At 66.7% G+C, this 25,814-nt stretch carries 21 protein-coding genes; 8 read left to right on the top strand and 13 right to left on the bottom strand.

What is annotated here, in order from left to right:
* Positions 1-6: 6 nt before the first annotated feature.
* The 3 genes from IEX25_RS02655 to IEX25_RS02665 all read right to left on the bottom strand — a co-directional run bounded on the left by IEX25_RS02655 (position 7) and on the right by IEX25_RS02665 (position 3,803).
* Positions 7-1,002 carry an ABC transporter permease gene (locus IEX25_RS02655; protein WP_188713905.1) on the bottom strand — a complete coding sequence of 332 codons (996 nt, stop codon included), beginning with the start codon at positions 1,000-1,002 and terminating at the stop codon, positions 7-9.
* Positions 995-2,002, bottom strand: a complete 1,008-nt coding sequence (locus tag IEX25_RS02660) for an ABC transporter permease (RefSeq protein WP_103172240.1) — start codon at positions 2,000-2,002, stop codon at positions 995-997. The genes IEX25_RS02655 and IEX25_RS02660 overlap by 8 nt, the downstream gene beginning before the upstream one ends.
* 97 nt (positions 2,003-2,099) lie before the next feature.
* Positions 2,100-3,803, bottom strand: coding sequence for a peptide ABC transporter substrate-binding protein (locus tag IEX25_RS02665; RefSeq protein WP_188713906.1), 1,704 nt, complete (start codon positions 3,801-3,803; stop codon positions 2,100-2,102).
* 257 nt (positions 3,804-4,060) lie between these two features.
* On the opposite strand from IEX25_RS02665, the gene IEX25_RS02670 reads away from it, so the two are divergent.
* The 3 genes from IEX25_RS02670 to purU all read left to right on the top strand — a co-directional run bounded on the left by IEX25_RS02670 (position 4,061) and on the right by purU (position 8,226).
* Positions 4,061-5,893 (top strand): ABC transporter ATP-binding protein, encoded by a 1,833-nt coding sequence (locus tag IEX25_RS02670; RefSeq protein ID WP_188713907.1) that lies wholly within the window; start codon positions 4,061-4,063, stop codon positions 5,891-5,893.
* Between the two features lie 165 nt (positions 5,894-6,058).
* Positions 6,059-7,225 (top strand): M20 aminoacylase family protein, encoded by a 1,167-nt coding sequence (locus tag IEX25_RS02675; RefSeq protein ID WP_188713908.1) that lies wholly within the window; start codon positions 6,059-6,061, stop codon positions 7,223-7,225.
* A gap of 116 nt (positions 7,226-7,341) precedes the next feature.
* Positions 7,342-8,226, top strand: a complete 885-nt coding sequence (purU, locus tag IEX25_RS02680) for a formyltetrahydrofolate deformylase (RefSeq protein ID WP_188713909.1) — start codon at positions 7,342-7,344, stop codon at positions 8,224-8,226.
* A 243-nt stretch (positions 8,227-8,469) separates the two neighbouring features.
* On the opposite strand, the gene IEX25_RS02685 is transcribed toward purU, so the two are convergent.
* The 4 genes from IEX25_RS02685 to IEX25_RS02700 are packed head-to-tail and all read right to left on the bottom strand — an operon-like array spanning position 8,470 to position 13,057.
* The gene (locus IEX25_RS02685; RefSeq protein ID WP_188713910.1) at positions 8,470-9,549 is read right to left on the bottom strand and encodes a BMP family ABC transporter substrate-binding protein; all 1,080 of its coding nucleotides are present in this window, start codon (positions 9,547-9,549) and stop codon (positions 8,470-8,472) included.
* Between the two features lie 30 nt (positions 9,550-9,579).
* Positions 9,580-10,467: an ABC transporter permease gene (locus IEX25_RS02690; RefSeq protein ID WP_188713911.1), complete on the bottom strand. Its 888-nt coding sequence runs from the start codon at positions 10,465-10,467 to the stop codon at positions 9,580-9,582.
* Complete coding sequence (locus IEX25_RS02695; RefSeq protein ID WP_188713912.1) at positions 10,464-11,540, bottom strand: ABC transporter permease; 1,077 nt, start codon at positions 11,538-11,540, stop codon at positions 10,464-10,466. Before IEX25_RS02695 ends, IEX25_RS02690 begins: the two co-directional genes overlap by 4 nt.
* A complete protein-coding gene (locus tag IEX25_RS02700) occupies positions 11,537-13,057 on the bottom strand; it encodes an ABC transporter ATP-binding protein (RefSeq protein ID WP_188713913.1) in 1,521 nt (506 codons plus the stop codon). The genes IEX25_RS02695 and IEX25_RS02700 overlap by 4 nt, the downstream gene beginning before the upstream one ends.
* 97 nt (positions 13,058-13,154) lie before the next feature.
* On the opposite strand from IEX25_RS02700, the gene dnaE reads away from it, so the two are divergent.
* The 5 genes from dnaE to ruvB all read left to right on the top strand — a co-directional run bounded on the left by dnaE (position 13,155) and on the right by ruvB (position 19,821).
* Complete coding sequence (gene dnaE / locus IEX25_RS02705; protein WP_188713914.1) at positions 13,155-16,625, top strand: DNA polymerase III subunit alpha; 3,471 nt, start codon at positions 13,155-13,157, stop codon at positions 16,623-16,625.
* 63 nt (positions 16,626-16,688) lie between these two features.
* On the top strand, positions 16,689-17,186 hold the full coding sequence (gene ruvC / locus IEX25_RS02710) for a crossover junction endodeoxyribonuclease RuvC (RefSeq protein ID WP_103172249.1): 498 nt from the start codon (positions 16,689-16,691) through the stop codon (positions 17,184-17,186).
* Positions 17,183-17,872 carry a Holliday junction branch migration protein RuvA gene (gene ruvA, locus IEX25_RS02715; RefSeq protein WP_103172250.1) on the top strand — a complete coding sequence of 230 codons (690 nt, stop codon included), beginning with the start codon at positions 17,183-17,185 and terminating at the stop codon, positions 17,870-17,872. Before ruvC ends, ruvA begins: the two co-directional genes overlap by 4 nt.
* 9 nt (positions 17,873-17,881) lie before the next feature.
* Positions 17,882-18,793, top strand: a complete 912-nt coding sequence (gene htpX / locus IEX25_RS02720; protein ID WP_188713915.1) for a zinc metalloprotease HtpX — start codon at positions 17,882-17,884, stop codon at positions 18,791-18,793.
* Positions 18,790-19,821: a Holliday junction branch migration DNA helicase RuvB gene (gene ruvB, locus IEX25_RS02725; protein ID WP_103172252.1), complete on the top strand. Its 1,032-nt coding sequence runs from the start codon at positions 18,790-18,792 to the stop codon at positions 19,819-19,821. Before htpX ends, ruvB begins: the two co-directional genes overlap by 4 nt.
* A gap of 82 nt (positions 19,822-19,903) precedes the next feature.
* Here the strand turns inward: ruvB and folD are convergent, their stop codons facing one another.
* From folD to pal, 6 genes are all read right to left on the bottom strand, one after another.
* Positions 19,904-20,779 carry a bifunctional methylenetetrahydrofolate dehydrogenase/methenyltetrahydrofolate cyclohydrolase FolD gene (gene folD / locus IEX25_RS02730; protein WP_188714002.1) on the bottom strand — a complete coding sequence of 292 codons (876 nt, stop codon included), beginning with the start codon at positions 20,777-20,779 and terminating at the stop codon, positions 19,904-19,906.
* Positions 20,780-20,793: 14 nt separating this feature from the next.
* Complete coding sequence (locus tag IEX25_RS02735; RefSeq protein WP_103172254.1) at positions 20,794-21,093, bottom strand: chorismate mutase; 300 nt, start codon at positions 21,091-21,093, stop codon at positions 20,794-20,796.
* Positions 21,094-21,188: 95 nt separating this feature from the next.
* The gene (gene ftsH / locus IEX25_RS02740; RefSeq protein ID WP_188713916.1) at positions 21,189-23,078 is read right to left on the bottom strand and encodes an ATP-dependent zinc metalloprotease FtsH; all 1,890 of its coding nucleotides are present in this window, start codon (positions 23,076-23,078) and stop codon (positions 21,189-21,191) included.
* Positions 23,079-23,135: 57 nt separating this feature from the next.
* Positions 23,136-24,371: a tRNA lysidine(34) synthetase TilS gene (gene tilS / locus IEX25_RS02745; protein ID WP_188713917.1), complete on the bottom strand. Its 1,236-nt coding sequence runs from the start codon at positions 24,369-24,371 to the stop codon at positions 23,136-23,138.
* A 6-nt stretch (positions 24,372-24,377) separates the two neighbouring features.
* A complete protein-coding gene (locus IEX25_RS02750; protein ID WP_188713918.1) occupies positions 24,378-25,268 on the bottom strand; it encodes a tol-pal system YbgF family protein in 891 nt (296 codons plus the stop codon).
* Complete coding sequence (pal, locus tag IEX25_RS02755) at positions 25,265-25,801, bottom strand: peptidoglycan-associated lipoprotein Pal (protein ID WP_103172257.1); 537 nt, start codon at positions 25,799-25,801, stop codon at positions 25,265-25,267. The genes IEX25_RS02750 and pal overlap by 4 nt, the downstream gene beginning before the upstream one ends.
* Positions 25,802-25,814: the final 13 nt, after the last annotated feature.

A 25,814-nucleotide genomic window follows, 5' to 3' on the forward strand; every position in this document is an offset into this window, starting at 1 on the left:
GTGGAATTACCGTCCCCGGATGCGCGGGTCCATCGCGTCGCGCAGCCCGTCGCCGATATAGTTGACGCACAGCACCGTCAGCGAGATGAACAGCCCCGGCAGGATCACCCGCGACGGATACTGGATCATCTGGTCCACCGCGTCGTAAAGCAGCCGCCCCCAGGTCGGGAAGTCGGGCGGGAAGCCCAGGCCCAGGAAGGACAGCGCGCTTTCGGTGATGATCGCCGTGGCGATGCCCAGCGTGGCCGCGACCATGATCGGCGACAGCACGTTGGGCAGCACATGGCGCAGGATCATGCGGTGCGCGGGGGTGCCGATGGATTTGGCGGCCAGGATGAATTCGCGCTCCTTCAGGCCCAGCACGTCGCCACGCACGATGCGCGCGGCCTGCATCCAGCTTGTCGCGCCGATGGCGGAGACGATCAGGATGAAGGTGCCCATGGCGGGACCGAAGGACTGCGACAGCGGCTCGCGGAACAGGGTAACCATCAGCAGCAGCAGCGGCAGCAGGGGCAGGGCCAGGAACAGTTCGGTCATCCGCATCAGCGGCGCGTCCAGCCTGCGGAAGTAACCCGAAGTCACGCCGATCAGGCTGCCCAGCGAGATCGCGATGATCATCGCGGTCAGCCCCACGGCGATGGACACCCGGCCCCCGGCCATCAGCCGGGCCAGCATGTCGCGGCCCAACTGGTCGGTGCCCAACGGATGCGCGGCTGAAAAGCCCGAATTGCGGGCGCGGATGTCCACATAGGTCGGGTCGATGGTCCAGATGTATGGGCCGACCAGCACGAACAGGATGGTCAGGACGAACAGTACCAGGGCCACCATCGCGCCCTTGTGGCTGCGGAACTGCCGCCAGACGTCGCGCCATTGGCTGCGGGTTTCCCCGCCGGCGTGAAGGGGATTGTCCGGCGGCAGGGCGGCCGTGGCGCCTGCCGCCGCGGCGGTCGCGTCCACGGTCTCGCGCAGGTCCAGGTGATGCTGGCGTTCGGTGTCAGTCATAGCGGATCCTCGGGTCCAGGATGCCGTAGAGGATGTCGGCAATCAGGGTGAACAGCACGATCAGGATCGCGAAGATGAAGGTCAGCGTCAGCACCATGGGAATGTCGTTGCCGTGGATCGCTGTGATCAGCAACTGGCCCAGGCCGTTCACCTTGAAGACCTGTTCCGTGATGATCGCGCCGCCGAAGACGGCGGGAAGGCCAAGCGCGATCACGGTGATGACGGGGATCAGGCTGTTCCTCAGCACATGCTTCAGGACCACGGTCCGTTCCGACAGGCCCTTGGCGCGGGCGGTGCGGACGTAATCCTGGCCCAGGTTGTCCAGCATGGATGCGCGCATGAAGCGGCTGATCTGCGCCGCGTTATACAGCGCCAGCACCGTCACCGGCATGACCATCTGCCGGACCTGCGCCCAGAAGCTGTCCCAGTCGCGCACCACAAGCGTGGTGTCATAGACCGAGGGGAACCATTGCAGCTTCACCCCGAAGATGATGATCAGCACCACGCCGGTGAAGAAGGTCGGCATCGAAAAGCCGATCATCGACACGAAGGTGCCCAACTGGTCGAACCAGGAATACTGCTTGTAGGCCGAGATGATGCCGATCGGCAGCGCGATCAGCACGCCCACCAGATAGGAAAAGCCCACCACGGTCAGCGTCTGCGGCACGCGTTGCGCGATCACGTCGAAGACCGGGCTGCGCGACTGGAAGCTGATGATGCGCTGCATCCCGGCGCTGAACTGCGTGCCGAAGACATGGTCGAACCAGTACAGCGGCTCGACCCAGAAGAACTGCTTCAGCCACAGGACATAGCGCACATACCAGGGCGATCCCAGGCCAAGCGCCTCGCGCATTCGCTCCTTCACCTCGGGCGGGACGGTCAGCGGCACGTCGCCCAGCGGATCGCCCGGCGACGCCTCCAGCAGCAGGAAGATCACCAGCGATATGAACAGAAGCGTCGGGATCGCCAGCAGCAGGCGGCGGATGGTGAATGTCAGCATCGTGTGCCTCGGTCAGGGCGCTTCGTTTCGGCGCGGATGTCGTGGGGATTGACCGGTGTGAAACCGGCCCCGCGACGGATCGCGGGGCCGGGCGGGATCACTGCTGCACGCGGGTCCAGTCGGCCACGTTCCACAGTTCCGAATCCCAGGCGTTGATCTGGACGCCGCCCAGGCTGTTCGAATGGGCCGAGGCCGTGCCGCGATAGATCAGCGGGATGATCGCGTTGCTTTCCTTGGTCAGCATCTCGTTCAGCTTCTGGCCGATCTTGCCGCGTTCGGCGGGATCGACGGTCTTGCCCAGTTCGACCAGCAAGGCGTCATAGGCGGGATCGCAGTAACGGCTGATGTTTTCGCCCTGCCACTGGTTGGCGGGGCTGGGGGCCTTGTCGCAGGTCCATTTCGCCAGATAGGGCGCGGGATTGCCGCCCTCGAAGTTGTCGGCATACATCTGCACGTCGGCATAGAATTTCTGCAGCGTGTCGGGCGAACCGGGATCCGTGCCGAAGAAGACCGAGGCATCGACGGTCTTCAACTCGGTCTCGATGCCGATTTCCGACCACCATTGCTTGATCAGCGCCTGGAAGTCCTGGCGCACCGCGTTGACCGAGGTCTGGAAGACCATCTTCAACTGCACGCCGTCCTTTTCGCGCACGCCGCTGCCGCCCACGGTCCAGCCGGCCTCATCCAGAAGCGCCTTGGCGCCCTCGATGTCCTGGGTCAGGCATTCCTGGTTGGGCGATGCCCAGGCCTCGGGCGCGGGGACATAGTTGCAGGTCGGCTTGCCCGAGGCGCCATAGCCGATTTCCGTCAGAAGCTGGCGGTCGATGGCCATCGACAGGGCCTTGCGGACCGCCGGGTCGGTCAGGAAGGGGTGGGGATGGGCGTTTGTCGAACGCTCTCCCTCGGGGTGGGACGACGACGGATCGGTCAGGTTGACGTGGATCCGTTCGACCAGGCTGCCGAAGGCCGCGCTGACCTTGCCGCGGCCCATCTGCTCCATCCCGGCGATCACGTCGGGGGAAAGCTGGGTGTTCCAGGCGTAATCGTATTCGCCCGTTTCCAGGACCGAACGCGCCGCAGCGGCCGCATCGCCGCCGCCCTTGATGGTGGCGGTCGCGAAGGCGGGCTTGGCCGGGTCGCGGTATTCGGGATTGGCCTCGAAGGTGATCACGTCGTTGGTCAGGAACTGCGTGACGCGGAAGGGACCGGTACCGATGGGGTTGAAGTTCTGGTCGGTGCAGGTAGGCGCATTGGCGCCCAGGCAGTTTTCGAACTGGGCCTTCTGGATGATCGGTCCGTTCGCGCCCACAAAGGCCGAATAGGGGTCGGGCATCGGTTCGGTGAAGTTGATCTTGACCGTCAGGTCATCGACCGCCTCGATCGACTCGATCCCCTCGAACTTGGCAAGCTGCGAACAGCCGCCCTGGGGGTCCATGCAATACTGGCCGGAAAACACCACGTCGGCCGAGGTGACGGGCGTGCCGTCCGACCATTTCAGCCCTTCCTGCAGCTTCCATGTGACCGATTTCAGATCCTCGGCAATGCCGCCGTTTTCCAGGGTCGGGATTTCGGCCGCCAGGCGCGGGACATGCTCGCCCTCGGGGGTCATGCTGGCCAGCGGCTCCAGCACCATGCTGGACGCGATCAGTTCCTTGGTGCCCCCCGAAAGATACGGGTTCATCGTGGATGGGGCCTGCCACATGATGATGTTCAGGGCGCCGTCGCTGCCGCGTTCGGCCATGGCGGCGGGGGCAAGGGCCAGGCTGGCCGCAGCGCCCATCAGCAGTGTCTTCAGCTTCATCGATCTCTCCTGTCGGAAGTTGCGACCCGCAGGCGCGGGGTCGGAACGCTTGGTGCCTTTGGCAGGCTTATATCGTTGTTTTTCCTTGGGTTGCCGGGACATTGTTCCGATCCTGCCATCCGCGGAATGCAATCAGTTTCAATCGAAGCCCGTTTGGAAAGCAAGCGTTATCGCGTGACACAAGCGGGGTCTTTCGCCTTTGACATTTCCCGCCCGCCCGCTAGCCTTTCCCAAAAGCACAGGCCGGGGGCGACGGGATGCTGGACGACAAGCCGCTTGTTTCCATCGAGAAGCTTCGGGTCGAGTTCGAGACGGGCGACGGCATCGTCGTCGGCGTCAAGGATGTCAGCTTTTCCATCAATCCCGGCGAATGCGTCTGCGTGGTGGGCGAATCCGGGTCGGGCAAGTCGGTCAGTTCGCTGTCGCTGATGCGCCTGGTGGAATTCGGCGGCGGCACCATCGCGGGCGGGCGGCTGATGTTCGACGGGGGCGACGGCAAGGTCATCGACCTGGCCCGGCAATCCTCGCCCGCGATGCGCGACATCCGCGGCAACCAGATCGGCATGATCTTCCAGGAACCCATGACCGCGCTCAACCCGGTCTTCACCGTGGGCGACCAGTTGACCGAAGGGCTGATGGTCCACCGCAACATGACCAAGGCCCAGGCCCGCGCCCGCGCCCTGGAAATCCTGCGCCAGGTCCGCATCCCCGAACCCGAACGCCGCATGGACCAGTATCCGCACGAACTGTCGGGCGGGATGCGCCAGCGGGTCGTGATCGCCATCGCCATGGCCTGCGAGCCGCGCCTGCTGATCTGCGACGAACCCACCACCGCGCTGGACGTGACCATCCAGGCGGAAATCCTGGCGCTGATCGACCGGCTCAAGCGCGAAAAGCGGATCGCGGTCCTGTTCATCACCCATGACATGGCGGTCGTGGCGCAGATGGCCGATCGCGTGGTCGTCATGTATCGGGGCGACAAGGTCGAGGAAGGCCCGGTCGAGCAGGTCTTCGAGAACCCGCAGCAGGATTACACCAAGATGCTGCTGGCCGCCGTGCCGCGCCTGGGCGAGATGACGGGCAAGGCAGCACCAGAACGGATGCGCCTGATGCGCGACGGCACCGTCAGCGCGCCGGAACCGATCATCGTGAAGGATCCGAAGCCCTTGCTGACGGTCGAGGGCCTGACCACCCGCTTTGCCGTCAAGGGCGGGCTGCTGCGCCGCACGGTCGCGCGCGTCCATGCGGTCGAGGATGTCAGCTTCACCATCAACGCGGGCGAGACGCTGTCGCTGGTGGGCGAATCCGGCTGCGGCAAGTCCACCTGCGGGCGGTCGATCCTGCGGCTGGTCGAGCCGGAGGGGGGCAGGGTCGATCTGGGCGGCACCGACATCCTCGCCCTGTCGCCCCGCGAATTGCGCCGCGCGCGCCGTGACATGCAGATGATCTTCCAGGATCCCTTCGCCAGCCTTGATCCGCACATGAAGCTTTATGACCAGGTGGCCGAACCGATGGAGAATTTCGGCATCGGTTCCCGGTCCGAACGCCGCGACCGCATTGCCGCGCTGTTCGACCGGGTGGAACTTCCGCGCAGCTTCATGCGCCGATACCCCCACGAAATGTCGGGCGGCCAGCGCCAGCGCATCGCCATCGCCCGCGCGCTTGCGCTGAACCCCAAGCTGATCATCGCGGACGAGGCGGTGTCGGCCCTTGACGTCTCGGTCCAGGCGCAGGTCCTGAACCTGCTGATGGAGTTGCAGGGGGATCTGGGCATTTCCATGCTGTTCATCAGCCATGACATGGCCGTGGTCGAACGCGTAAGCCACCATGTCGGCGTGATGTATCTGGGCCGCATCGTGGAAATCGGCACCCGCCAGCAGGTGTTCGAGAACCCGCAGCACAATTATACCCGGCAGTTGATGGCAGCCGTGCCGGTCGCCGATCCGCGCCAGAAGAAGATCAGCGAGGATCTGAACTTCAGGCCGATCCCCTCGCCGATCCATCCCGTCGACTATCGGGCCCAGCCTTCGGTCTATAAAGAGGTCGCGCCGGGTCACAAGGTCCTGGTCGAGCCTGCGACGCATCACTGATGCCGTTCTGCGCCCAGGACCATGGAACAGGAACGGCACGATAGGGTCTCGTGCCTTGTTCCGTCAGGATTATCGCAATGCCCTGGATCCGCTGTCGGACCCCGGCAGACGGCTTGCACAGCCTGCATAAAGGGTTCACCCTGTCGCCCGTGAAGGAGACCGAACATGCCCGTCAAGAACCGCTTTGCCGAACTGCTTCCCGAAATCACCGCATGGCGCCGCGATTTCCACGAACATCCCGAACTGCTGTATGACGTTCACCGCACCGCGGGCCGGGTGGCCGAACTGTTGCGCAGCTTCGGCTGCGACGACGTGGTCGAAGGGGTGGGCCGGACCGGCGTGGTCGGTGTCATCAAGGGCAGGACCGACAGCAAGGGCCGCGTGATCGGGTTGCGCGCCGACATGGACGCCCTGCCGATCAACGAGCAGACGGGCCTGGATTATGCCTCCAGGACGCCGGGCAAGATGCACGCCTGCGGCCATGACGGCCATACCGCGATGCTGCTGGGAGCCGCGAAATACCTGGCCGAGACGCGCAACTTCGACGGCACCGCCGTGGTGATCTTCCAACCCGCCGAGGAGGGCGGCGGCGGCGGCGACGCCATGGTGCAGGACGGTCTGGTCAGCCGCTGGAACATCCAGGAATTCTACGGGATGCACAACATGCCGGGGATGCCGGTCGGCAGCTTCTCGATCAAGCCCGGCGCCATGATGGCCGCGGCGGACCAGTTCGACATCACCGTCACCGGCAAGGGCGGCCATGCGGCCAAGCCCCACGAATGCATCGACACCACGCTGACTGCCGCGCAGATCATCGTGGCGCTGCAATCGGTCGTGGCCCGCAACATCGACCCGCTGAAGAACGCCGTGATCTCGGTCTGCGTGGTCAGCACGGATTCGACCGCGCATAACGTGATCCCCCAGGTCGTGAAGCTGAAGGGGACCGCCCGCAGCCTGGATCCGGCCGTCCGTGAGCAACTGGAGGAAGGCATCACCCGCGTCGCCACCAATGTCGCCGCCGCCATGGGGGCCACCGCGCATGTCGATTACCAGCGTGGCTATCCGGTCACCATGAACGACGACCAGGCGACCGTCTGGGCGGCCGAGGTGGCGCGCGACATCGCGGGCGACGTGAACCTGGACATGCAGCCGATGATGGGGGGCGAGGATTTCAGCTATATGCTGAACGAAAGGCCCGGCGCCTATATCTTCGTGGGCAATGGCGACACGGCGATGGTCCACCACCCGGCCTACAACTTCAACGACGACGCGATCCCGGCCGGTTCCAGCTGGTATGCCGGCATGGTGGAAGCGCGGATGCCCGCCGCCTGAATGCACCGCCGCCGAGGGATGTCGCGCCCGTCCCCGGCGGTGTCGGAAACATGATTGTCATTCCGCCGCAATCGTCCGAAATGCTGTCAGCCTGACAGTCAAGGAAGCTGAGCCCCATGAAAAGCTATACCCTGCGCGTGACCTGTGCCTCGACCCGCGGGATCGTGGCCGCGATTTCCGGCTATCTGGCGGGCCATGACTGCAACATCACCGACAGCGCGCAGTTCGACGACACCGAGACCGGCCGCTTCTTCATGCGCGTCAGCTTCCGGTCCGAAGGCCAAGCCACGCTGGGGCAGTTGCAGCAGGGCATCACCCCCATCGCCGAACGCTTCGGGATGGAGGCGGATTTCAGCGATGATGCGGTGAAGAAGAAGGTCATCATCATGGTCAGCCGCTTCGGGCATTGCCTGAACGACCTGCTGTATCGCTGGCGGATCGGCGCGCTGCCCATCGACATCGTGGCGGTGATTTCCAACCACATGGATTACCAGAAGGTCGTGGTGAACCACGACCTGCCCTATTACTGCATCAAGGTGACCCACGAAAACAAGGCCCAGGCCGAGGCCGAACAGATGCGCATCGTCCGCGACACCGGCGCGGAACTGATCGTGCTGGCACGCTACATGCAGGTTCTGTCGGATCAGATGTGCCAGGCCATGTCGGGCCGGATCATCAACATCCACCATTCCTTCCTGCCCTCCTTCAAGGGCGCCAACCCCTACAAGCAGGCCTATGAGCGCGGGGTCAAGCTGATCGGCGCGACCAGCCATTACGTCACCGCCGACCTGGACGAAGGCCCGATCATCGAACAGGACACCGTCCGCGTCACACACGCCCAGTCGCCGGGCGATTACGTATCGCTGGGCCGCGATGTCGAGGCGCAGGTCCTGGCCCGCGCCGTCCACGCCCATATCCACGGGCGGGTTTTCCTGAACGGCGAAAAGACCGTGGTCTTCCCGCCCTCGCCCGGCAGCTATGTCAGCGAACGCATGGGATAAGAAAGGGGGCTTTGCGCCCCCGCCGCGCTGACGCGCAACTCCCCCGCAGGATATTTTCGCCAAGGCAAAGAGGCGAAAGGTTTTCTTAACCTTTGCCTGCTATGACCGTCTCACGGTACAGGCGGGGACGCCGATGACCGTCCAAGGCAAAGCGCCCCGTTTCCTTGCGGAAGCGGGGCGTCATCCTGTTTGCCTTGGCTGAAATATCCCGGGGGGTTCGGGGGGCTGGCCCCCCGTTCCTTCTTATTGCGGCAGTTCGGCGTTGATGCCTTCCACGAAGAAGTTCATGCCCGACAGTTCCTCGTCCGTGGCCGTCTGGCCTTCGGCCAGCCAGGCGGAGCCGTCGGCCTTGTTCAGCGGGCCCGTGAAGGGATGGTATTCGCCCGCCGCGATCTTGTCGCGCAGGGCCTCGGCCTCGGCCTTCACCTCGGCGGGGACGGCCTCTGTGATCTCGCCGATGGCGACGATGCCGTCGCCGATGCCGCCCCAGACGGCTTCGGGCTGCCAGGTGCCGTCCAGGATGCGGCCAACGCTTTTGACGTAATGCGCCCCCCAGTTGTTATAGACCGAGGACACGCGCGGCGTGGGCGCGAAGGAGGCCATGTCGCTGGCCTGGCCGAAGCCGATCTTGCCCTGCTGCTGCAACTGCGCCAGCGGCGCGGTCGAGTTGGTGTGTTGCAGGATCACGTCCACGCCCTCGGCCATCAGGGCGTTGGCGGCGTCGGCCTCTTTGGCGGGGTCGAACCAGGTATAGGCCCAGACCACCCGCATCTCGACATCCGGGTTCACCTTCTTGGCATGGATATAGGCCGAGTTGATGCCCTGGATCACCTCGGGGATGGGGAAGGTCGCGATATAGCCGATCTTGTTCGACTGGGTCATGCGGCCGGCGATGGTGCCGGTGACGGCGCGGCCTTCGTAGAAGCGGCCGTCATAGGTGCCCACGTTGTCGGCGCGCTTGTAGCCGGTGTTGTGTTCGAACTTCACGTCGGGGAACTTGGCTGCGACGTTGATGACCGCGTCCATATAGCCGAAGCTGGTGGCATAGATCACGTCGTTGCCCGCCAAGGCCAACTGGGTCAGCGCGCGTTCGGCATCGACGCCTTCGGGGACGCTTTCCAGATAGGTGGTTTCGACCCGGTCGCCGAATTCCTCCTCGACCGCAAGGCGGCCCTGGTCGTGCTGATAGGTCCAGCCGCCGTCGCTGACCGGGCCGACATAGATGAAGCCGACCTTCAGCGGCTCGTCCTGGGCCCAGGCGGGCAGGGCGAGGCTGATCGTCGTCATGGCGGCGACGCTGGCGATAAGCTGTCTGCGGTTCATGTGTCCCTCTCTCTGATTGGCCCGGCGCGGTCAGCGCAGGGCGTGGAAATCCTGCCCCAGCGATCCGGGGGCCGCGCCGCCCGCGCGGCGGCTGAACTTTTGCCGGGCCGAGATGGCGACCAGCACGATGATCGTCGCCAGATAGGGCGCCATGGACAGCAGTTGCACCGGCACCCGCACGCCCGCCGCCTGCAGGCGCAGTTGCAGCACCGTGACGCCGCCGAACAGCCATGCGCCCGCCAGCACGCCGACCGCCGTCCAGTTGGAAAAGACCACGATGGCAAGCGCGATCCAGCCTGCGCCCGCAGTCATGCCTTCGGTCCATTGCAACACGGTCGCGACCGAGATGAAGGCCCCGCCGATGCCGGCCATGGCCCCGCCAAAGGCGATGGCTGCGATGCGGACGCGCCGCACGTCATAGCCAAGGGCATGGGCCGCGTCGTGGTTTTCGCCCACGCCACGCAGGATCAGGCCCGTGCGCGAGCGGTTGAGGAACCACCAGATCGCGGGCACCATCGCCAGGCCCAGCCAGACGATCCAGTTCAGGCCCAGTGGTCCGGCGGCCATGCTGGGCGCCTTCACGCCCTCGACCGGCTTGCCGAACAGCGCGGCCAAGCCCAGCCCGAACAGCGTCAGCGCGAGGCCCGAGGCGACCTGGTTCGACATCAGGAACTGGGTCAGGATCGCGAAGGGCAGGGCGACCAATGCCCCCGCCAGGGCCGCCACGGCAAAGCCCAGGAAGGCGTTGCCACTGTAATAGGCGGTGGCAAAGCCCGACAGGGCGCCCACGATCATCATCCCTTCGACGCCCAGGTTCAGGACGCCCGCGCGTTCGACAACCAGTTCGCCCAAGGCCGCGAACAGGATCGGGGTCGAGGCCGACAGAAGCAGCAGGAACAGGGCTATGGGGTCGATCATGCCGTGACCCTTCTGGTGATGCGGTAACGGGTCAGCAGGTCGAAGCCCAGCAGGAAGAACAGCAGCATCCCCTGGAAGACCTGCACGGTGGCGGCGGGCAGGTTCAGCGTCAGTTGCGCCAGTTCCCCGCCGATATAGGTCAGCGCCAGAAGCAGCCCCGCCAGCAGGATGCCCACCGGATGCAAACGGCCCAGGAAGGCCACGATGATCGCGGTGAAGCCATAGCCCACGCCGACCTTGTCGGTGATCTGGCCCGCCGGGCCCGCGACCTCGAACAGGCCCGCCATGCCGGCAAGCGCGCCTGACAGGCCCAGGCAGAAGGCCACCAGCGTCTGGGGCTTCACGCCAGCAAAGCGCGCGGCGCGGGGGGCGGTGCCTGCGGCGCGGATATGGAAGCCCCGGATATGGCGCGACATCAGGAACCAGATCGCCAGCACCGTGATCACCGCCGCGACCACGCCCCAATGCGCGCCGGTTCCGGCGATCAGTTCCGGGTTCGAGGCGGCGGGATATTGTTGCAGGTTGCGCGATCCGGGCATCCCGAAGCCCTCGGGGTTCTTCATCGGGCCGAAGGCCATCCAGGCGGCGATGCGCTGCGCGACATAGACCAGCATCAGCGACACCAGGATCTCGGACGCGCCGAACCAGTTGCGCAGCAGGGCGGGGATCATGCCCCAGGCCCAACCGCCAAGGGCGCCCGCGATCACCATGGCGGGAAAGATCCACATCTCGGATGCGGGATAGGCGGCAAGGGCCACGGCGGCGCCTGTGATGGCGCCGATGATGTATTGCCCTTCGGCCCCGATGTTCCAGATGCCCGCGCGAAAGCCCACGGCAAGGCCCGAGGCGATCAGGATCAGCGGCGCGGCCTTGACCAGCAGCTGCGGGCGGGAATAGCCGGCGGCGGGACCGAACAGCGGATCCCAGAAGATGGTGCGGATCGCGGAGACGGGGTCATAGCCCATGATCGCGAACAACAGCCCGCCCGCCAGCATGGTGGCCGCCACCGCCATGACCGGGGTCGCGATCTGCCAGAAGGCCGAGGCTTCGGTGCGGGGAACAAGGCGGATCATAGGTGGGCCACCTCCATCCCATGCGCGCCGCCCAGCATCAGGCCGATCTGGTCAAGGGTCAGCCCATCGGTCGGGACGGGGGCGGAAAGGCGGCCTTCGTTCAGCGCGCAGAAACGGTCGGAAAGTTCCAAAATCTCGTCCAGGTCCTGGGAAATCACGATCACGCCCGCGCCCTGGCCCGCCAGATCCAGCAGCGACTGGCGTACGGCGGCGGCAGCGCCTGCATCGACGCCCCAGGTGGGCTGGTTCACCACCAGCACGCGGGGGGCCTGCATCACCTCGCGCCCGATGACGAATTTCTGCAGGTTGCCACCCGACAGCGCCTTGGCGGCGGTGCCGGGGCCGGGGGTGCGCACGTCGAAGGCGCGGATGACTGCTTCGGCGAAGGCACGGGCGGCGGAGCGGTCGATCAGGCCCTTGCGGACCAACTGCTTGCGCGCGCCCGCCGTCAGCAACGTATTGTCGGTCAGGCTGAAATCGGGAACGGCGGCATGGCCCAGCCGATCCTCAGGCGCGGCCAGCAATCCCGCCGTGCGCCGTGCCTCGGGGCCAAGGCGCGACATGTCGGCCCCTTCCAACAGGATCGAGCCGGGGGCGCTGCGCGTCTCGCCCGACAGAGCGGCCAGCAATTCGTCCTGGCCGTTCCCGGCGACGCCGCCGATGCCCAGGATCTCGCCCGCGCGCAGGGTCAGGGCGACGGATTTCAGGGCCGTCCCTTCCGCCGTGGGGGCAGGCAGGGACAGGCCCTTGACTTGCAGCAGAACCTCGCCCGCCTGGCGTCCGCTGCGGTCGATGGGACGCATTTCCCCGCCCACCATCATCGCGGCCAGGGTCCGGGCGGAATGTTCGCGCGGGTCGCAACTGTCCACCACCCGGCCATGGCGCAGGATCGTGGCGCGGTCGCAATGGGTGCGGATTTCTTCCAGCTTGTGGCTGATATAGAGGATCGCGGTCCCGTGGCCCGCCAGCTTGCGCAGGGTCGCGAACAGCAGTTCGGCCTCTTGCGGGGTCAGGACGCTGGTGGGTTCGTCCATGATCAGCAGGCGCGGGTTCTGCAACAGGCAGCGGATGATCTCGACCCGCTGGCGTTCGCCCGCCGACAGGGTGACGACGCGGCGGGCGGGGTTCAGGGGCAGGCCGAAATCCTGGCTGACCTGCGCGATCCGGGCGGAGAGTTCGCGCCGGGGCGGCGGGTTCTCCATCCCCAGGGCGATGTTTTCGGCCACCGTCAGCGCATCGAACAGCGAAAAATGCTGGAACACCATTGCCACGCCTGCCGCGCGTGCGGCCCGAGGGTCGGCGGGCTGGTGCGGCTGGCCGTTCAGGACCATGTCCCCCTCGTCCGGGCGGACAAGGCCATAGATCATCTTCACAAGCGTGGATTTGCCCGCGCCGTTCTCGCCCAGCAGGGCATGGATTTCGCCCGGCGCGACGGTGAAGGACACATCGTCATTGGCGCGGACACCGGGATAGGATTTGCCAATCCCCCTGGCCTGGAAAACTGCCGCGTCGGTCAAACTTTGTCCCCTTGGTCAAATCCTTACCCATGCTTATCGCGCAAGTGACGCCCAGGGCAATTGCGCTGTTTCGGCAGGTTGCGATAGATGTCTGACCATGCCCGCAAAAACCCCCCGATTCATCCATCTCCGCACACATTCCGAGCATTCCTTGCTGGAGGGCGCCATCCCCGTGGGCAAGCTGCCCGGGCTGGCCGCAGACGCGGGGATGCCCGCCGTGGCGCTTACCGACACCAACGCGATGTTCGCCGCGCTGGAATTCAGCGTGAAGGCGATGGACAAGGGCGTGCAGCCCATCATCGGCTGCCAGATCACCCTGCTGGACGGGGCGACGGGGCCGGTCGTGCTGCTGGCGCAGAACCAGGCGGGCTGGCTGAACCTGATGGCGCTGTCCACCTGTCTTTACCTGCGCGACGGCGGCGCGCTGCCCCATGTCACGGTCGATGAACTGTGCAAACATGCCGAAGGCCTGATCTGCCTGACCGGGGGGGCGACCGGGCCGCTGGGCTGCCTGATCGCGCAAGGACAGCGCGACAAGGCCGATGCCCTGGCCGACCGCCTGGCGGCGGCCTTTCCGACCCGGCTTTACGTCGAATTGCAGCGCCATCCGGGCGAGAACGGGCAGCTGATGCCCGCCGAGGCCGCGTCCGAGGCTGGGCTGATCGACCTGGCCTATGCGAAATCCCTGCCACTGGTCGCGACGAACGACGTGTATTTCCCGAAGGCCTCGATGTTCGAGGCCCATGACGCGCTGATCTGCATCGCGGAAAAGGCCTATGTGGACCAATCGCAACCCCGCCGCCGCCTGACGCCACAGCATTACTTCAAGACGGCCGAGGAAATGGCCGTGCTGTTCGCCGACCTGCCCGAGGCGCTGGAAAACACCGTCGAGATCGCCCGCCGCTGCGCCTTCGCGGTCAAAAAGCACGCCCCGATCCTGCCGCGCTTCGCCGACGACGAGGTCAGCGAGTTGCGCCGCCAGGCTCGCGAGGGGCTGGAGCGTCGGCTGGCCGTCATCCCCCACGCCGTCAGCGTCGAGGAATACCACCAGCGGCTGGAGTTCGAGCTGGGCATCATCGAGCAGATGGGCTTTCCCGGCTATTTCCTGATCGTGGCCGACTTCATCGGCTGGGCCAAGGACCACGACATTCCCGTGGGGCCGGGCCGGGGATCGGGCGCGGGCAGCCTTGTGGCCTATGCGCTGACCATCACCGACCTGGATCCGCTGCGCTACAACCTGCTGTTCGAACGGTTCCTGAACCCCGAACGCGTCTCGATGCCGGATTTCGACATCGACTTCTGCATGGACCGGCGCGAGGAAGTGATCCGCTATGTCCAGAACAAATACGGGGCCGAGAAGGTGGGCCAGATCATCACCTTCGGCGCGCTTCTGTCCAAGGCCGCCGTGCGCGACGTGGGCCGCGTGTTGCAGATGCCCTTCGGCCAGGTGGACCGCCTGTCCAAGATGATCCCGGTCGAAGGCGTCAAGCCCGTCAGCATCGCCAAGGCCCGCGCCGACGAGCCCCGCCTGCGCGAGGCCGCCAAGGAGGAGGTCGTCAAGCGCCTGCTGGACTATGCCGAGCAGCTTGAAGGGCTTTACCGCAACGCGTCCACCCATGCGGCGGGCGTGGTGATCGGCGACCGGCCGCTGGACCAGTTGGTGCCGCTGTATCGCGATCCGGCATCCGACATGCCGGCCACGCAGTTCAACATGAAATGGGTGGAACAGGCCGGGCTGGTGAAGTTCGACTTCCTTGGCCTCAAGACGCTGACGGTGATCCAGAACGCGGTGGACCTGATCAACGGCGGCGGGCGCCCGCTGCATGTCGCGGCGGACGGGCGCAAGCTTTACGATCCGGCGCCCGGGACGGAGAACCAGATCAACCTGATCCCGCTGGACGACAAGGCCACCTATGACCTGTTCGCCAGCGCCAAGACGGTCGCGGTGTTCCAGGTGGAATCCAGCGGCATGATGGACGCGCTGCGGCGCATGAAGCCCACCTGCATCGAGGATATCGTGGCGCTTGTCGCGCTGTATCGTCCCGGCCCGATGGAGAACATCCCGACCTATTGCGAGGTCAAGAACGGGCTGCGCGAACTGGAATCGCTGCACCCCTCCATCGACCCGATCCTGGCGGAAACCCAGGGCATCATCGTCTATCAGGAACAGGTGATGCAGATCGCGCAGGTCATGGCGGGATATTCGCTGGGCGGCGCGGACCTGTTGCGCCGCGCCATGGGCAAGAAGATCGCCTCCGAGATGGCCAAGGAACGCCCGAAATTCGTCGATGGGGCGGTGGCGAACGGCGTGGACGCCAAGAAGGCGGGCGAGGTCTTCGACCTGCTGGAGAAGTTCGCAAACTATGGCTTCAACAAGTCGCACGCGGCGGCCTATGCCGTGGTCAGCTATCAGACCGCTTGGCTCAAGGCGAACCACCCGGTCGAATTCATGGCCGCGGTGATGAACTGCGACATCCACCTGACCGACAAGCTGGCGATCTACAAACGCGAATGCGACCGCATGGGCATCACGATCGTGCCGCCCTGCGTGAACCGGTCGGCCCCCACCTTCAGCGTCCGCGAAGGCCGCATCCACTATGCCCTGGGCGCGCTGAAGGGCGTGGGCGTGGAGGCGATGAAGCTGATCCAGGACGCGCGGGGCGACACGCCCTTTCGCGACATCCACGATTTCGCCCGCCGCGTGGACATGAAGCGCGTGGGCAAGCGCCCGTTGGAGATGCTGGCCCGCGCCGGGGCCTTCGATGTGCTGGACGACAACCGCGCCCGGGTAGTCAAGGGGCTGGACGCGCTGTGCGCCTGGTCGGCGGCGGTGCAGGACCAGGCGGCCTCAAGCCAGACATCGCTGTTCGGCGGGGGCGAGGATCTGCCGCCGCCGCGCCCGCCCATCACCGGGGTCTGGCTGCCGACCGAGAAGCTGGCCGAGGAACACAAGGCCGTGGGCTTCTATCTGTCGGGCCACCCGCTGGACGATTATCTGCCCGCGCTCAAGCGCAAGAAGGTCATGACCCTGGCCGAGATCAGCCAGGAGGCCTTGGGCGGGCCCCTGGTCGCCAGCATCGCGGGCACCGTCGCCGCGCGGATGGAACGCAAGTCGGCCAAGGGCACACCATACGCCTTTGTCAGCCTGTCCGACCCGACCGGGCTGTACGAGGTGACGGTGTTTTCCGACCTGCTGACCGCCTCCCGCGACCGGCTGGAGCCGGGGCAGAACGTGGTCTTGCAGGTCAAGGTCGAACCCTCGGGCGACGGGGTCAAGATGCTGGCGAACTCGGTCGCGCCGCTGGAAGATGTCGTGGCCGATGCCGGCGCGGGCTGCTTGGCGGTCGAAATGCAGGGCAGCGACACCATCGCCCGCCTGGCCGAGACATTGGCCCGCATCCGCACCGAGATCACCGTGCCCGCCCGGTCGCGCGGCCCCGTGTTGCTGCGCATCCGCGAAGGCGACGAGGTGATCGAGATCGAGGTGGCGAACGACGCGCCCCTGACCACCCCCGCCCGGCAGGCCCTGCGCGCGGTGCCGGGCGTTCTGGACGTGGTCGAGGAATAGCTTTGGCCCTAGGCAAATGTTCGCGTTTCGTGCTAGGCCTGCGGAAAACCGAAAGGGCAGTTCATGCGCGTTCTGGGCATTGATCCGGGGCTGAGAAACATGGGTTGGGGCGTGATCGCGGTTGACGGATCGCGCCTGCGCCATGTGGCCAATGGCGTGATCCAGACCGACGCGGGCGACCTGGGCGTGCGGCTGTTGCAGCTTTATCGCGGCCTGACGGCGGTGATCGCGGCCCATGCACCGGATGCCGCAGCGGTCGAACAGACCTTCGTCAACAAGGACGCGGTCGGCACGCTGAAGCTGGGCCAGGCGCGCGGCATCGCCCTGCTGGCCCCGGCGGAAGCCGGGCTGGCGATCGGCGAATACGCCCCCAATGCCGTGAAGAAGACCGTGGTGGGCGTGGGCCACGCGGGCAAGGAACAGGTGCAGCACATGGTCAAGGTCCAGCTTCCCGGCGTCACATTCGACAGCGCGGACGCGGCCGACGCGTTGGCCATCGCGATCTGCCACGCCCGCCACCTGCAGGGCCGCAGCCTGCGCATCGTGGAACGGTCCGCATGATCGGCCGCATCGCCGGGATCATCCTGCACCGCGCCCGCGACCACGTCCTGATCGACGTGCGGGGCGTGGGCTATATCGTCCATGTCAGCGAACGCACCGCCGCCAGCCTGCCGCCGGTGGGGCAGGCGGTCGCGCTTTATACCGACCTGATGGTGCGCGAGGATCTGCTGCAACTGTTCGGCTTTCCCTCCATGCTGGAAAAGGAATGGCACCGCCTGCTGACCAGTGTGCAGGGTGTCGGCGCCAAGGTGTCGCTGGCGATCCTGGGCACGCTGGGGGCCGAAGGGCTGGGCCGCGCGATCGCCCTGGGCGACTGGGCGTCCGTCCGCAAGGCCAATGGCGTCGGACCGAAGCTGGCGCAGCGGGTGGTGCTTGAACTCAAGGACAAGGCGCCCTCGGTCATGGCGCTTGGGGCGACCCTGACGGTGGACATGGGCGTTCCGCTGGTCGAAGCCGATACAGGCGGATCTGTTCCCGAACCCGCCGCCGTCGCCGCACCTGCGGCCCCATCGGACGCCATGCTGGCCGCGCGCGCGACCTCGGACGCGCTGTCGGCGCTGACCAATCTGGGCTATGCTGCCAGCGAGGCTGCGCAGGCCGTGGCCGAGGCGCAAGCGCGGGAACCGAACCTCCAGACCCCTGCGTTGATCCGCACGGCGCTGCGCCTGCTGGCGCCGAAGGAATAGGGGACGCCAATGCACGGGAACGCCAAGGTCTTCATCCTGATGGCCGCCATGACCGCCCTGGTCATGGTGCTGGGCTGGATGCTGGGCGGACAGGGCGGCGCGGTGGTCGCGCTGCTGCTGGCCGGTGGCATGAACGTCTTTTCCTGGTGGAACAGCGACAAGATGGTCCTGCGCCAGCAGGGCGCGGTGGAACTGTCGCCCCAGCAGGGCGGCGATCTTTATGCCATGACTGCCGAGTTGGCGCGGCGCGCCGACCTGCCGATGCCCAGGCTTTATCTGCTGCCCACCGAACAGCCCAATGCCTTTGCCACCGGCCGCAACCCGGAAAACGCCGCCGTGGCCGTGACGCAGGGGCTGGTCCGTTCCCTGTCGCGCGACGAGATCGCCGGCGTGATCGCGCATGAACTGGCTCATATCAAGCATCGCGACACCCTGACCATGACCGTGACGGCGACCATGGCCGGGGCCATCGCGATGATGGGCAACATGATGCTGTTCACCGGCGGGCGCGACGACCGGGGCGGCGGGCTTGGGGCGATCCTGGCGATGATCTTTGCCCCCATGGCCGCCATGATGGTGCAGATGGCGATTTCCCGCGCGCGGGAATTCGAGGCCGACGCGACCGGCGCGCAGATCTGCGGGCAGCCGCGTGCCTTGGCCTCGGCCCTTGCGAAGATCTCTCAACTGGCGGGGCGCACGCTGAACATCCCGGCGGAAAAGAACCCGGCGGCTGCGTCCATGTTCATCGTCAACCCGCTGGGCGGGCTACGCATGGACCGCCTGTTCGCCACCCATCCCGCGACCGAGGATCGGATCGCCCGCCTTGCGGCGATGGAGGGGCGCCCGGCCATGGCCGAACGTGCCTCGCCCATTCCGCGCAGCGGCGGGCGGCGCGACGATGGCCCCTGGGGGCGCGGATGATCCAGCCCGATCCCACCCTGCGCCCCGAACCGATGGACAGCGATTCCGAGGACCGCGCCCTGCGCCCGCAGATGCTGTCCGAATTCGTGGGCCAGGCCGAGGCGCGCGCCAACCTGCGCGTCTTCATCGAAAGCGCCCGGATGCGCGGCAAGGCGATGGACCACACGCTGTTCTTCGGCCCGCCTGGCTTGGGCAAGACCACGCTGGCGCAGATCATGGCCCGCGAACTGGGCGTGAACTTCCGCATGACCTCGGGTCCGGTGCTGGCGCGGGCGGGGGATCTAGCCGCGATCCTGACCAACCTGGAAGCCCGCGACGTGCTGTTCATCGACGAGATCCACCGCATGAACCCGGCGGTCGAGGAGATCCTTTATCCCGCGATGGAGGATTTCGAACTGGACCTGGTGATCGGCGAGGGTCCCGCCGCGCGCACCGTGCGGATCGAGTTGCAGCCCTTCACGCTGGTGGGGGCGACGACGCGGCTAGGCCTGCTGACCACGCCCCTGCGCGACCGTTTCGGCATCCCGACGCGGCTGGAATTCTATACGATCCCCGAACTGGACTTGATCGTTCAGCGGGGGGCGCGGTTGATGGGCATCGACGCCGACCCCGAGGGCACGCGCGAGATCGCCCGCCGCGCGCGCGGCACGCCACGGATCGCCGGTCGCCTGCTGCGCCGCGTGGTGGACTTTGCCCTGGTCGAGGGCAATGGACGCCTGACCCGCGAGATCGCCGATACCGCGCTGACACGCTTGGGCGTGGACGACATGGGGCTGGACGGCGCCGACCGGCGCTATCTTCTGCAGATGGCCGACCATTACGGCGGCGGCCCGGTGGGCGTGGAAACCCTGTCGGCCGCCTTGTCCGAAAGCCGCGACGCGATCGAGGAGGTGATCGAGCCCTATCTGCTGCAGCAGGGCCTTATCGCGCGCACGCCGCGGGGGCGGCAGCTGACCTCGGGCGCTTGGCGGCATCTGGGGCTTGCGGCGCCGGTGCCGGCGCAGCAGGGGACGCTGTTCGACGGCTGATGCGGCACAGGGGGCGCTGCCCCCGTCGCGCCCTGCGCGACTCCCCCGGGATATTTTCACACAGAAGATGCAGCGGCTGGTGTCACGGTGTCAGGCCCTGGGGGTCGGGCAGGCCATTGGCGCGGGCCGTGGCGGTCAGGGTATTGGCCAGAAGGCAGGCGATGGTCATGGGGCCGACGCCGCCCGGAACCGGGGTGATCGCACCGGCCACGCGCGCCGCCGCATCGAAATCCACATCGCCGACAAGCCCGTCATCGCCGCGGTTGATGCCCACGTCGATCACCGTCGCGCCCGGCTTGATCCAGTCGCCCTGGACAAAGTTCGCCCGCCCCACGGCTGCCACGACGATATCGGCCTGGCGGCACAGATCGGGCAGGTTGGCGGTCCGCGAATGGGCGACCGTCACCGTCGCGCTGTCGCGCAGCAGAAGCTGAGCCATCGGCTTGCCGACGATGTTGCTGCGCCCGATCACCAGGGCATTCTTGCCTGACAGGCTGCCCAGCCGATCGCGCAGCAGCATCAGGCAGCCCAGCGGCGTGCAGGGCACCATGGCCTTTTGCCCGGTTGCCAGCCGCCCGACATTCAGGATGTGAAAGCCATCCACGTCCTTGGCAGGGTCGATGGCGTTGATGACCGCCGCCTCGTCCATGTGCGGGGGCAGGGGAAGCTGGACCAGGATGCCATTGACGTCCGGATCGTCATTCAGCCGCCCGATCAGGGCCAGCAGGTCGTCCTGCGACGTCTCGGCGGGCAGGCGGTGTTCGTACGAGTTCATGCCGACCTCGCGCGTCATCCGCCCCTTGGACTTCACATAAACCTGGCTTGCCGGATCCTCGCCCACCAGCACCACGGCCAGTCCCGGCGTGATGCCGTTGTCCTTCATCGACCGGACCTGCGTGGCGATGCGGGCGCGCAGGTCGGCGGCGAAGGCCTTGCCGTCGATCAGGGTGGCTGAGATGGGCGTCGTTGCTGTCACGGGCGGTCTCCGTTCAGATGGCGGTCTTCCTGCGCGATGGCGGCTTCGACCAGTTGTCGCCAGATATTCTCGATCAGCGCGGGATCCAGGCCGCGCGATGCGGCGTGACGGCCGGCATTTGCGACCACTTCCTCGACCCGGTCATCAATCCGGGCGGGCAGGCCGATCCGTTCCTTGATCCGGGCCGCCTGGGCAATCAGGGCGTGACGCTGCGCCAGAAGACCCACAAGCTGTTCGTCCAGTTCGTCGATACGGGCGCGCAGCGTCGCCATGTCCGGGATGTCCTCGATCCGCATCGGACCCTCCAATTCGCTGGCAGGGGGATGCACCGGACCGCACCGGGGTGCAAGGCCAAAGAAAAACCCCGGCGCGATGGCCGGGGCTTGTCGGTTCAGGCGGGGGCAGGATCGCCGCCCGTGGCAGGCTTGCCCGTCTTGGGGATCGCCGTGACCGAGGGGATCAGGCTGCCCGGCGTGTCGTCGTCCCCGCCAAGGGGTTCGCCGCGCAGCACCTTGCCGATCTCCTCGCCGGTCAGGGTCTCGTATTCCAGCAGGCCCTGGGCCATGCGCTCGAATTCGGCTTCCTTCTCGATCAGGATGCGGCGCGCTTCCTGATAGCCTTCCTCGATCAGGTCGCGAACTTCCTGCTCGATCAACTCCTTGGTCGCGGCCGAGATCGAGAAGCCCCCGGTCGAGCCGTTATAGCCCTCATGCGCCTCGGCATAGTCGATGTTGCCGACCTTGTCGGACATGCCCCAGCGCATCACCATCGCGCGGGCAAGCTGGCTGGCCTGCTGGATGTCGCCGGCAGGGCCGTTCGACACGCCTTCCTCGCCATATTTGATGATCTCGGCGGCCTTGCCGGCCATGGTCATGGCCAGCTTCTGCTTGGCCTCGTCCTTGTGGAAGTTCAGGCGGTCCATTTCCGGCAAGGACACTACCATGCCCAAGGCGCCGCCGCGCGGGATGATCGTGGCCTTGTACACCGGATCGCATTTCGGCAACGACAACCCGACGACGGCATGGCCCGCCTCGTGATAGGCGGTCTTTTCCTTCTGCTCGGGCGTCAGGACCATGCTGCGGCGTTCCACGCCCAGCATGACCTTGTCCTTGGCATTCTCGAAATCTTCCATGCTGACGAAGCGGCGGCCGATGCGGGCGGCCATCAGCGCGGCCTCGTTCACAAGGTTCATCAGGTCGGCGCCCGAGAAGCCGGGCGTGCCGCGGGCGATGATTCGCAGGTCCACGTCGGGGCCGACCGGCACCTTGCGGGCATGGACGGACAGGATCTTCTCGCGCCCCTTGATGTCGGGGTTGGGGACGTGGATCTGGCGGTCGAAGCGGCCGGGGCGCAGCAGGGCGGGGTCCAGCACGTCGCGCCGGTTGGTGGCGGCGACGATGATGATGCCCTCGTTGGCCTCGAACCCGTCCATTTCCACCAGAAGCTGGTTCAGCGTCTGTTCGCGTTCGTCATTGCCGCCGCCGATGCCCACGCCGCGCGCGCGGCCGACGGCGTCGATCTCGTCGATGAAGACGATGCAGGGGGCGGATTTCTTGGCCTGCTCGAACATGTCGCGGACGCGGGACGCGCCGACGCCCACGAACATTTCCACGAAGTCCGAACCCGAAATGGTGAAGAAGGGCACGCCAGCCTCGCCGGCGATGGCGCGGGCCAGCAGGGTTTTACCCGTTCCCGGAGGGCCGACCAGCAGGGCGCCTTTCGGGATCTTGCCGCCCAGGCGGCTGAACTTCTGCGGGTTGCGCAGGAATTCGACGATTTCTTCCAGTTCTTCCTTGGCTTCGTCGATGCCGGCCACGTCGTCGAAGGTCACGCGGCCATGCTTTTCGGTCAGCAGCTTGGCGCGCGACTTGCCAAAGCCCATCGCGCCGCCTTTGCCGCCGCCCTGCATCCGGTTCATGAAGAAGATCCAGACCCCGATCAGCAGGATGAAGGGCAGCCAGACCCCCAGCAGGGACATGAAGCCCGACTGCTGCTGGCGCGTCACCTTCACATCGACATTCTTGGCGATCAGGCGGTCCGCGATATCCTCGCCCTGGGGACGGACGGTGGAATACTGGTTGCCGTCGGTGCCGATGATCGCCAGTTCCTCGCCGTCTATGGTGACGGCGGACACCTGGTCGTTATCGACGCGCTGGATGAAATCGGAATAGCTGATCTGCCGGCTGTTCATGGTCGTGGCCCCGTCGCTGAACAGATTGAACAGCGCCAGGATCATCAGGAAAAGAACGACCCAGAAGGCCAGGTTGCGTGCGTTGCCCAATATCGGACCTCCGGCAGAAAGCGGTTTGGCTTGAAAATAGGGATTATCGGCGCAGGTTCAATGCGCCATGACAAGCCTGCGGAAATGTGACGCAACACGCACCGGCCGCACGTCATAGGGCGCGGTCGGGCGGATCAGGGGGGCGGCGATCAGGCGGTCGCCTTCCCAGATGGCGGGGGTGGCGGCGGCCTCGTCCCGGGCAAGGCCCGACAGGCGCCATTTGACCCGCGCGACTTCACCCATGCCAAGCGCCGCGACATGCTGGCCGGGCTTCAAGCCGCTGACATGCCAGCGATTATCCCAGATGCCGTCCTGGGTATCGGGGGCGCGCAAGGCGGCGGCTGCTTCGCGGAACAGCCGGATCCGATCGCCCGCCGGTTCGATCAGCGCGCCGTCAAGCGTGACGCGGTGCCCGGTCGCGATGGCGTTCAGGGCGTGCAGGACCGTGTTGCGGCGCGGCGGATAATCCGCGCCGGTGATCCAGCGGCAGGCGGCCACAATCAGGCGGCGGCGAATTTCCGAAGGCGCATCGCCATAGGCGCGGCGGGGCAGGGTCAGGCTGCCGTTATATGCCTCGGCATCCCGCGCGGCATGGGCCGCGTAATGGGACAGGGCGTCGCGCGCCTCCTGGATGTGATTCGCGGCGCGGGCAAGGGCGGCGATGTCCAGGCCCATGGCCGAGATGGCACGCCGGACGCGGATGCGGTCGAAGTCCTCGTTGTCGTTGCTGGGATCGTCCAGCCAGGGAATGTTCCGCATCCGCAGCCAGTCCCGCAAATCCTGGCGGCCCGCCCCCAGCATCGGGCGCAGCCAGCGGCTGCCGAAGGCATCGCGCCATTCCGCCATCGAGGCCAGCCCGTCGATCCCCGATCCCCGGCCCAGCCGCATCAGCAGGGTTTCGGCCTGATCGTCCGCCGTATGGCCAAGGGCGATGGCAGGCAGGTCGTTGCGCTGCGCCCAGCCGGACAACAGGCGCAGCCGGGCATCGCGGGCATTGGCCATCAGGTTTCCGGTTTCCGTCCCGCGCTGCCAGACCAGCGTGGCATGGGACAGGCCAAGCGCACGGGCGGCGCGGCCGACCTGCCGCGCCTCGGCCGCGCTTTCGGGGCGAATGCCGTGATCGACGGTGGCGACCATGATCCTGCGGCCCCGGCCCCAGTCGGCGATCATGTGCATCAAGGCCACGGAATCGCCGCCGCCCGACACCGCGACGCCGATGGCTGGCATGTCCCCCGCCAGCCGGTCCAGGGCGGCATGCACGCGAAGGGCCGGATCGGCGGGGGGCAGGGTCATGGGCGGCTATTGATGCTCGGCCAGATCGGCCTCGGCCTCGGGGTCAGATGCGGGCGGCGGGACGCCCAGGTCGTTGGCTCCGCAGGCCAGGCGGCTGAGCCGGGTTTCGGCCTCGGCGGCAAAGGGGCTGCCGGGAAAGCGCGCCGGGATTTCGGCCAGATAAAGGCAGGCCGCCGTCGCGTCCCCCTCGGCCTCGATCACCCGCGCGATGCCCAGCAGGCTTTCAGCGGCGCGCGGTCCGTCGGGATCGGCGGCGAACCCTTCCAGCCAGGCGGCAGCCGCGCCCTTGGCATCGCCCGCGCTGTCAAGCGCCGCGCCGCGCAGGAACAAGGCCTCGGCCGTCAGCGCCCCGCCGGCATGGGATTCCGCCACGGCCCCGAACATCTCGGCCGCCCTGCGGAAATCACCGCTGGCCATGACCTGCTGGGCGGCATCGAAATCGGCCTTCTCGCCGGCTCCGGCAGGTTTGCCTTGCTGGGCCTGGGGCGCTGCCGGACCCAGGTTCGGCACCGGAATGCCGGTGCGGCCCAGATCCTGCATGGTCAGGGCCGACAGGTCGCAACCCTCGTCCATCTCGCACAGGCGGAATTCCAGGTCGGCGATGCGGCGGCTGGCATCGGCGGTGATCCGGTCGATGCGGTTCCCCAGTTGTTCGGTCCGGTCGGTCAGGCGGGCCAGCCGCTGTTCCATCGCATTCATGCGGTCGATGGCGGCGTCGCCCCCTGCCGCCTGGAAACCGGCCGCGCCCGATGCGACCAACTCGCCCCGCAGCGTCTGCACCTGCGCGCGCAGATCGTTCAGGTCGGCCCGCAGGTCGGCCAGCGTCGGTTCCTGGGCCATCGCAGGCCAGGCCAGCGACGCCGCCAGAAGGGCCGCGGCGATGGCGCGGGTGATCACGATCCCGCCCCCGTCGCGCTGACCACCGTCACCGCCCGGCGGTTCTGGGCATAGCAGGCCTCGTCCGAGCAGACCTCGCGCGGGCGTTCCTTGCCGAAGCTCAGCGTGCGGACCCGGTCGGGGCTGACACCTTGGGCGATCAGGTATTCCTGGACCGCCCCGGCGCGTCGCGCGCCAAGGGCAAGGTTGTATTCGCGCGTGCCGGTTTCCTCGGCATGGCCCTGGACGACGGCGTTGAAGCCCGTATGCGTGTTCAGCCACTGCGCCTGCCGCGCCAGGATCGTGCGCGCCTCGGACGTCAGGGCTGTCTGGTTCGCGGCGAACAGCACCGTGTTCCCGACAGTGTTGTTGAAATACTGGGGCGTGGCCTCGGCCCCAAGGGTGCCGCCCGCCAGATCGCCCTGATACAGCGCGCCGCCCGCCGCATTGGCGTAAGGGTCCATGACAGTCTGCGTCACCGGGGGCGCGGGCTGCGCGCAGGCGGCAAGGGTCAGCAGCAGGGCGGCGGCGGCAGGCTTTTTCCAGGCGATCATCGGGTCATCCTTA

It is taken from the genome of Paracoccus acridae, from assembly GCF_014642735.1.
GTDB classification, from domain to species: Bacteria; Pseudomonadota; Alphaproteobacteria; order Rhodobacterales; family Rhodobacteraceae; genus Paracoccus; species Paracoccus acridae.